This is a genomic window from Acinetobacter sp. TUM15064 (assembly GCF_008980265.1).
Classification (GTDB): Bacteria; Pseudomonadota; Gammaproteobacteria; order Pseudomonadales; family Moraxellaceae; genus Acinetobacter.
Genome location: NZ_BKFU01000089.1, coordinates 1 through 8,753 on the forward strand (window position 1 = coordinate 1; position 8,753 = coordinate 8,753).

General features: G+C 41.0%; 7 protein-coding genes and 1 pseudogene. 4 read left to right on the forward strand and 4 right to left on the reverse strand.

Annotation, left to right across the window (positions count from 1 at the left end; translation table 11 throughout):
* Positions 1–210: 210 nt before the first annotated feature.
* Genes GBI16_RS16760 through GBI16_RS16770 form a run of 3 tightly spaced genes read right to left on the reverse strand, consistent with a single transcriptional unit; the run spans position 211 to position 2,744 of the window.
* A complete protein-coding gene (locus tag GBI16_RS16760) occupies positions 211–1,290 on the reverse strand; it encodes a 4-oxalomesaconate tautomerase (protein WP_004841933.1) in 1,080 nt (359 codons plus the stop codon).
* Between the two features lie 3 nt (positions 1,291–1,293).
* Positions 1,294–2,007, reverse strand: coding sequence for a 4-carboxy-4-hydroxy-2-oxoadipate aldolase/oxaloacetate decarboxylase (locus GBI16_RS16765; protein WP_151707505.1), 714 nt, complete (start codon positions 2,005–2,007; stop codon positions 1,294–1,296).
* Positions 2,004–2,744 (reverse strand): PIG-L deacetylase family protein, encoded by a 741-nt coding sequence (locus GBI16_RS16770; protein ID WP_120371320.1) that lies wholly within the window; start codon positions 2,742–2,744, stop codon positions 2,004–2,006. The genes GBI16_RS16765 and GBI16_RS16770 overlap by 4 nt, the downstream gene beginning before the upstream one ends.
* Positions 2,745–2,850: 106 nt before the next feature.
* Between GBI16_RS16770 and GBI16_RS16775 the strand changes: the two genes are divergently transcribed.
* The 4 genes and pseudogenes from GBI16_RS16775 (at position 2,851) to GBI16_RS16795 (ending at position 8,244) form a co-directional block, all read left to right on the forward strand.
* Positions 2,851–4,086, forward strand: coding sequence for a LysR family transcriptional regulator (locus GBI16_RS16775; protein WP_151707506.1), 1,236 nt, complete (start codon positions 2,851–2,853; stop codon positions 4,084–4,086).
* A gap of 414 nt (positions 4,087–4,500) precedes the next feature.
* The gene (locus GBI16_RS16780) at positions 4,501–5,841 is read left to right on the forward strand and encodes an MFS transporter (protein WP_151707507.1); all 1,341 of its coding nucleotides are present in this window, start codon (positions 4,501–4,503) and stop codon (positions 5,839–5,841) included.
* 131 nt (positions 5,842–5,972) lie between these two features.
* Positions 5,973–7,217, forward strand: a complete 1,245-nt coding sequence (locus tag GBI16_RS16785) for a carbohydrate porin (protein WP_373431943.1) — start codon at positions 5,973–5,975, stop codon at positions 7,215–7,217.
* Positions 7,218–7,313: 96 nt separating this feature from the next.
* Positions 7,314–8,244, forward strand: a pseudogene (locus GBI16_RS16795) (IS5 family transposase).
* Between the two features lie 315 nt (positions 8,245–8,559).
* On the opposite strand, the gene GBI16_RS16800 reads toward GBI16_RS16795, so the two are convergent.
* Positions 8,560–8,753: helix-turn-helix transcriptional regulator (locus tag GBI16_RS16800; protein ID WP_151707508.1), on the reverse strand; the 194-nt coding region annotated here is incomplete at its 5' end.

An 8,753-nucleotide genomic window follows, 5' to 3' on the forward strand; every position in this document is an offset into this window, starting at 1 on the left:
CAATTATATTGCTAGGAAATATCTATTTAACTAGCTGATCGATAAGGGTGTGAAAACTCAGCCTTGATTGTTTTAGTCCTAGCTTCTTTTTTACTGAATGAAGCATTGGATTCTGGCAATGCAGATGTATGGGCATTGCCAGTACAGACTCATGAAATGATGGTTATCCATAATAACGATGGGTTGCCATTTTTAGCCGTGTTTTATGACTCAACGATTCGACCAAACCGTTTTAGGAATCATCACGTAGCCATCAAATAACGCACGTGCCGTTCGAATAAAACCACAACCCATAATTTGATATTGAGGATCGCGTTGTATTAATACCGTAAAACGCCCTGTTGGATGCTCAATCTCGAGTCTTTGCTCAAGCTCGTTTGTGGTTTGGGCAACATCAGCAGCTACAGTTCCTTCAATCAAGCATGCTGTGGCAACACTGGTTGCACCAAACACGCCAATCGCAGCATGACATTTATGCGGAATGAAGGTGCGAGTATTAATAGCACCACCCGATAATGCTTTGGAAACAATTGAAATTTTAGGAATGGTCTTTAAGCGGACATCTCCCAAATTCATTTTCTGACCCGCAATCAAACGAATGGATTCAATGCGTTGCTTCAATTGAATATTGCTATCCAATTCCTGATTGCTTTCATTACCTTGAATACCAAGATCACATGCACGAATCAGGACGACAGGCATGCCATAGTCAATACAGGTGACTGGCGTATCACAAATGATGTCTTGTGCCTGTCCCGTTGGCAGTAAGCGACCACAAGTTGAACCTTCAATATTTTCAAAATTTAAAACAATTTCAGCAGCCGTATGTGGAACGCCATCAATCGCGGTATCACCTTCATACTCTATTTCGGCATTTGGAGTCTGCACCAATACTTCTGCTACTTGTTGTGTATTTTGCATAAAGACCCGAACCGTGGTAATCGGGTCTTTTGCTTCAATCAAACCACGCTCTAAAGCAAACGGTGCTACTCCAGCCAAAATATTGCCGCAGTTCTGTCCATAATCCACAATGGCTTGATCAACATTCACTTGTGCAAACAGATAGTGGATGTCTGCTTCGGTGCTGTCCGATACACCAATGATGGCGATTTTGCTGGTGAGAGAGTCTCCTCCACCAATCCCATCAATTTGACGAACATCGGGTGAGCCCATGACAGCAAGCAACACTTGATCGCGTAATACAGGATCTTGTGGCAAATCAGATGCGAGAAAATATGCGCCTTTAGAGGTTCCTCCCCGCATGAGCATGCACCGTATTTTTGTTTGCATGGTTTAATCTTCCAAATCTTCCAAACAGTCTACATAAATCAGCCCTTTTTCTTCCAATCTCGGGCGCATTTCATAAATATCCAAGCCCAGTTCACCATTTGCCATACGGACTCGTTTTGATTCTTCCAAATCCATGCGCTTTTGGCTCAGTTCATGGATTTTAGCCACTTGTGTACGTGCGACAACAACAACACCATCATCATCGGCAACAATTGCATCACCTGGGTTAATCAATTGATCGGCACAGACAATTGGGACATTCACAGAGCCGAGCGTTTCTTTTACCGTACCTTGTGAATACACTGCGCTAGACCACACATGAAAGCCCATATCGCGTAAGACTTGGCTATCACGTATGCCGATATCTCCAACCAAGCCCACCACACCACGTGCTTGCATCGAGGTTGCGAGCAAGTCACCAAAGAATCCGTCGCTACATGGCGAAGTTGGTGCGACAACAATAATATCGCCAGGTTGGCATTGTTCGACCGCAACATGGAACATCCAGTTATCGCCTGGCGCAACAGAGAGTGTCACGGCTGACCCAGCAATAGATACGCCTTGCTGAATTGGTCGAATACGGGGTGCAAGCAAACCTTTACGCCCTTGCGCTTCGTGTACGGTTGCAACACCATAGGTTGCTAATGTTTTGACGGTATCGAAATCTGCACGATCAATATTACGAACGACTACGCCTTTACGCCCAATTAAGCTCACGCTAAATCCTCCGTAACACGTGGGAAGATACTTTGATAGCCTTCGGCATATACAATATTTTTGGCATTGGTAATCCCAATATTGCGCTTAGCCTGCACACCGCGTTGTAACGCTACACGGGTGTAGTATTCCCATAAATGTTCTTGACCCTGCATACATTGAATTGCGGCATACTTTTTATCCCAAACGCTGGTAATGTCTAACAGTACGTCAGGTTTCCAGTTACATTGTTCAGGCTGATGCGGTTCGAAGCAGTAAAACGGTGGTGCACCCACAATTTTTTGACCAGGGTTATGCCCTTCCGCCTGCGCAATAATACGAGCTTCCTGAGCTAAATGTGTGGCACGTGGATGATCGTAGTTATACGGATCATGTAAAGAATGGCTCAACACAAAACTTGGTTGTAATTCACGATAAATATCGGCTAATCTAAAAATAATGTCGTTATTGCTCGGCAATGGATAATCGCCCAAATCAAGGAATTCGATGCTAGCTCCGAGCGCTTCTGCTGCAGCACGTGCTTCTTGTTCGCGCACTTGTTTTACTTTTGCTTCGGTCATCCCTGTTTGACGCCATAACTTCGCAGATTCTCCGCGCTCACCATAAGACAGGCAGACAATATGCATTTTGTAGCCGCGCTCAACGTGTAATGCAATTGCACCACCTGCACGCCATACAAAATCTGCCGAGTGAGCACTGATGACTAAACCTGCTTTGTTGGAAGTATTGTCGTTCATAAATAATCTCCTTTGTACCGAAATGTTCACATGTACAAAGTCGAAAAGATAATGACTTTATCCCGCACTGATATGAGTTTTATTTATATTTTGAAGAAGGATCTTTATGTGCCAGAACACGCATAATCTTATTAATTTAATGCAACTAAAATTCTTCTTGGTCGTTGCTGAATTTCAAAATATATCTAAAGCTGCCGAACATCTTTTTCGTACACAATCCGCGATTACCCGTGCAATTGGCGATTTAGAGAAGCAATTGAATGTGGAACTTTTTGAACGTCATCACAATGGCGTGATCTTAACGGAGATTGGAAAATTCCTGCATACACCAATTAAAAATGCGATTGAGGAATTACAGCGTATTCCTGAATTGGTCTATGCATATAATCAACCGGATATGCCTCAACATGCACAGATAAATGAACCGTATTTTTTATACAATACCAGACGTTTAGAGATTTTCTCGACGCTCTATCTAACCAAAGGCATGAAAAATACCGCCTCATTGCTGCATATCACACAACCAGCAGTCAGTTCCGCGATTAAATTACTCGAAGATGCCTTAAATACCGAATTGTTTATTCGTACACCCAACGGAATTAAAGCGACTGCAATCTGCAATGACATACAACAAAACATCAAACGCTGCTTAAATATCATTCACGACCTTCCCAATCAAACAGCAAATTTTATTGGCAAACTTCAAGGCACTGTTCGTATTGGGGCTTTACCGTTAATACGAACTTTTCTGCTGCCTAAAGCCATCACTTCACTGGCAAGCAAATATCCAGCCGTCCGCTTTCTAACTTTTGAAAATGCCTATGAATCTTTGGTGGCACAGTTGCGCTCTGGTGATATCGACTTTATTGTCGGGGCCTTACGCCCACAACAGCAATCTTCCGATTTAGAGTCACAGGTTTTATTCGATGAAAAGATGTTTATGGTTGTACGGAACAAACATCCCCTATTGAAAAAAGAAATACAGTTCGAAGACTTACTACAACAGCAATGGATTCTACCGCGTGCAAATTCACCTGCTCGTCAACTCATGGAAGATAATTTTCGCAATCTAAATTTGACTCCGCCTGAACCAACTATAGAAACAGGAGATTTGGCACTGACTCGAGGTCTACTGCTACAATCCAATATGATTGCGGTAGTATCTGAACAGCAAATGAAATACGAATTGGATCAAGGCTTAATCAAGAAACTCCCTTTTGATCTGCAATATACCTCACGTCAAATTGGTATTATTTCCCGCAAAAATAGTATTCAATCTGCAGCCAGTAAAGCACTGATTGAAAGTATTCAAAATGTTTGTGTTTCCACAGAGCTTCATTAAATTATGATTTAGATGTGGCTAACTTGTACTTAAGATTTAACCTAATTGATGTCTATTTTGAACGAAAATAACATAGTGAAAGCGGATTGTTTATTTTAAATATCAGATTGTTAGCTTAATGCTCTTATGCAGAATAAATCAGCTACCAATATAAATAAAAATCATACCATTCCGAGTGAAACGAATTATCTTTTCCTGCCGAAGAAGAATAAAAATATCAGCATGTAATGAATACGGTAATTCGCTTTCACTTGGCATAGTGAAAGCTTTACTCCTTAAGATCACAGGATAAATTGAACGATTACATTTATCCCTTTTTTTAAATCAATACATTTCATGGTCTGTAAAATGGTATTTTCTAGCGCCATGAAGTTGTTTTGCTAAATATTCGTCCAAATGAATGGAATAAAAAATATGGATATATTCAACGAATTAAAGACAAAACCCATGAATGGTTACCGCTGGTCACTGGTGGCACTCTGTATTTTGTTAAATATCGTCGATGGTTACGATGTACAGGTCATGTCTTTTACGGCAACTTCTGTGTCTAAGGAATGGGCACTTTCAGGATCATTTTTAGGTATTTTGATCAGTCTTGGTCTTCTTGGCATGGCCTTTGGTTCATTATTTATTGCACCGATTGCCGACAAAGTTGGGCGCCGTACCATCATTTTGTCCTGTTTGTTACTTTCTGGTCTGACCATGCTGGTCAGTAGCCAAGTTGCTAGTCCTTATCAACTTGGTTTCTTACGTTTTGTGACTGGCTTGGGTATTGGTGGATTACTCACCAATGGTGCAGTAATGGCAAATGAATTTTCTACACCACGTTGGAAGAATCTGTCTGTCGCACTCCTTTCCACAGGGTATGCATTAGGTGCAGTTTTAGGCGGTATGATTGCCTTCCGCTTAATTGGTACCACGGGTTGGCGTAGTGTCTTTATGTACGGCGGCATCTTTACGCTTTCAGTTCTCGTTCTGGTATATTTTGTCTTACCTGAATCAGTTGAATATCAATTGATTAAACGCAATCCAGATTCACTCGACAAGGTGAATAAAACGCTTGCGAAGTTTAAGATCAGTACGATTCAAGCCTTTCCAGCAGCTCAAGAAATTCAAGCAGGAAAAGTGTCAATCTCTAGTTTATTTAAAGGTCAATTAAAAGCCCGCACGTTGTTTGTCTGGATCGCATTCTTCTCGGTTATGGCAGGTCAATACTTTATCTTAACGTGGACACCTAAACTGTTGTCTATGGCAGGTATGTCTCCAGAACAAGGGGTAAGTTTAGGGATTATCTTAAACTTTGGCGGTATTTTCGGTGCAATCATGATGGCAATCCTGACTGTACGTTTCAAAATTCACTATGTCTTGTCTTCATTCTTTGCCCTTACGGCAGTGTGTATTGGTATATTCGTGATCAATTCGGGGAACTATATGCACGCAATGTGGGTGGCTGTATTCGTGGGTGTTTTCAACAATGGCTGTGTTGCGGGTATGTACGCACTGGCGAATAGCACCTATGACACAGAAATCCGTGCTACTGGCGTAGGCTCTGCCATCACGATGGGTCGTTTAGGGGGTATTTTATCTCCGCTTGGCGCAGGGTATTTTCTTGATGCAGGCGTGGCGCCGCTGCATCTATATAACTTTGACGCCGTACTCTTTGCGATTGGCTGTGTGGTGGTCATCAGTATGTATCTGGTCATGAAAAAACAAACCGCACCTACTCAATTAGACAAAGTACAACAACCATCGTAAAGCTTTCTTCTGAATGCCGTGCGCGGCATTCTCACTTAATCAATTACACATAATTTACGCGGGAGTCATTGAGGCTTTCCACTCCCGTCTTGTGTCTTAAAAAATGAATTTTTATGCAAAGGATCAGCATAATGAACATGTTACACCTCTCCGCTTCAAAAAAATCAGTACTGTTTTTTTCTTGTATTTCTATTTTTAGTTCAAGTATTTATGCCAATGAGCCTTGGTCTCAAGACCGTCAATGGTTATTTGGTGATTGGGGTGGAAATCGTCAACAACTAGAAGATCAAGGTTATAAGTTTAATTTGTCTTTGATGAACCAAACGGCGACTCTAATCGATGGTGGCAAAACAGATAGTCATCCTACCCGTAATGCTGACCAAGTTACTTTAGGCGCCAATTTTGACTTGAATAAAATTGCGGGTTGGAAAGATACAACAGCAGCGATTACTGTGACCAAGCGTGATGGTCGAAACTTAGCTAGTGATATTGGGATGAAAGGTAGTCCTACTGAAATTTATGGTCGTGGCACAATTTGGCGCTTAACACAGGCTTGGGTAAAAACAGGTTTTATGGACAACACCCTGCAAGTGAAACTTGGTCGAATGGGCATGGCTGAAGATTTCAACAGCTCACATTGTGAATTCCAAAGCTTGATTTTATGTGGCGGACAAATAGGCAAGGCTCAGGGGGATGTTTGGTATAACGGTCCTGTAAGTGGCTGGGCAGCCAATATGAAATACAAACTTTCGCCTGAATGGACAGTTGGTGCTGGGGTCTATGAAAATAATCCTGAAAATACTGAAGAAAAGGATAATGCAAATTTCAATTTGAGTACTGATCAGGCAAAAGGTGTGCTTATTCCAGTTGAATTGGCGTGGAAAACCAAGAAAATAAATCAGTTAACGGGTGAATATAAACTTGGTGGATTCTGGAGCAGTGAAGACTATGCAACAATTGATGGTTCAGACGGGAAAGATCCTAAGTCTGGCATCTGGTTGAATGCACAGCAGCAACTCACTGCCCGTGCAGAAAACTCTAACCGTGGTTTATACGGCACTGTCAACTTAACCTTTAACAATGACTCAACAGCCTCGATTTCCGACACGCAACAAGTTGCATTCTGGTATAAGGGTGCATTTGATGCTCGTCCTATGGATCAGATTGGTTTTGGTGTGGGGCGTTATAAATTTAATGACAAAGTTGCGGCGAACAGCAACCGCGATGATGAAATTGATACAGAACTGAATTATACCTACAACTACTCACCTGCTGTCATGATTCGCCCGAACCTGCAATATGTGTATCAACCTTATGGTTCAAAAGAGATTGATGATGCTTGGGTTGCTGGGGTGAGTGTTAAACTCAATTTCTGATTTTTTTGAATAAAAGTAAGCTATAGCAGCTTACTTTTACATGGCTTTGTTGCACAAACCTATCTCTAAAGGCTTATTCCACAATATAATTTTCAAATGAATAAGCCTACACCTAAAATTTATCGTGTAACCAATTGGTCTTCATATAACCGAGCACTCATTAATCGTGGAAATATTGCCATTTGGTTTGATCCTGCTACGCAATGGTATGCTCCATCAAAAGGCAAACAAGGACGAAATCAAACTTACTCCGACGCAGCGATCCAATGCTGCTTAATGATTAAATCTCTCTTTCAATTGTCTTTACGCATGGTCGCTGGCTTTGTTCAAAGTCTCATCCATCTGTGTAGTCTAGATTGGATAGCACCAGACTACACTACAATTTGTAGACGACAACAGCATATTGATATTGCCATTAGCTATCAAAAAAGTTGTGATGGACTGCATCTACTCGTTGACTCTACAGGTCTGAAATTCTTATGTGAGGGTGAATGAAAACGAAAGAAACATCAGCCTGAATATCGTCGACAATGGCGCAAACTTCATATTGGTATATGCTGAAACACTTCAAATACGGGCAGTTCAGCTCACAACCAACAATGTGAGTGATTCACAGGTGCTTGGTGATTTATTCGATCAGATTCCACAAGATGAACAACTGTATTCCGTATATACCGATGGATCTTATGATACCAAGCTGTGCCGTCACGTCATTGCGGATCGGCAAGCACAAGCAGTGATTCCACCAAGAAATAATGCGAAGCCATGGAAAGATAAAAAGATGGGCTCGCTAGAACGGAATGAGTTGCTTCGAACAGTTAAGCGTTTAGGAAGAACTATTTGGAAGAAATGGTCAGGCTATCATCGGCGAAGTTTGGTTGAAACCAAGATGCATTGTATCAAATTATTGGGGGATAAACTCAGTGCGAGAAATTTTCAAAGCCAAGTCAATGAGACTCATGCACGTATGGCAGTATTAAATAAATTTACGGACTTAGGGAGACCACATACCCGAGTTGTCACTTAAATTTGACTAGATATGAGAAGTCTTAACTTTTTTTAATCTTTGTGCAACAAAGCCTCGATGATGTAAAAGAAAGATGTAAAATCAAACATGGTGGCTGATAGTATAGGTTCTATGATATCTCCCTAATGGTTTTCAGTCGCCTTTTTTGAAGTTAATTTCTTATCCGCGATTCAGATTAATTAAGGTATAAGAAAAATACCTCTATCATTCGATTGATTCTATTATAAAAATAATGAAATAAATACTTGTTTTTACTTATATTTTACAAAATTTAGCATGAGATCTGTAGCGAAAACTTATCAACCGAAGTATTGGTTAATCCTTTTCTTCAACTTCTTCCTTATACTCAAACAAATCATTCATCGTACAGTTAAAGTACTTACACAACTTATCGGCGACTGGTAATTCAATACGTACAGCGCGGTCATAATACATACTTGTGAGCGTATTGCGATTGATACCTGTTGCATGCACCACTTCACTTAATTTTAAAATTTTTCTATCGCCCA

Bases quoted from the DNA above. Each gene is read 5' to 3' on its own strand.
- GBI16_RS16760 (WP_004841933.1), bottom strand. From the start codon at position 1,290: ATGCAAACAAAAATACGGTGCATGCTCATGCGGGGAGGAACCTCTAAA.
- GBI16_RS16770 (WP_120371320.1), bottom strand. From the start codon at position 2,744: ATGAACGACAATACTTCCAACAAAGCAGGTTTAGTCATCAGTGCTCAC.
- GBI16_RS16775 (WP_151707506.1), top strand. From the start codon at position 2,851: ATGTGCCAGAACACGCATAATCTTATTAATTTAATGCAACTAAAATTC.
- GBI16_RS16780 (WP_151707507.1), top strand. From the start codon at position 4,501: ATGGATATATTCAACGAATTAAAGACAAAACCCATGAATGGTTACCGC.
- GBI16_RS16785 (WP_373431943.1), top strand. From the start codon at position 5,973: ATGAACATGTTACACCTCTCCGCTTCAAAAAAATCAGTACTGTTTTTT.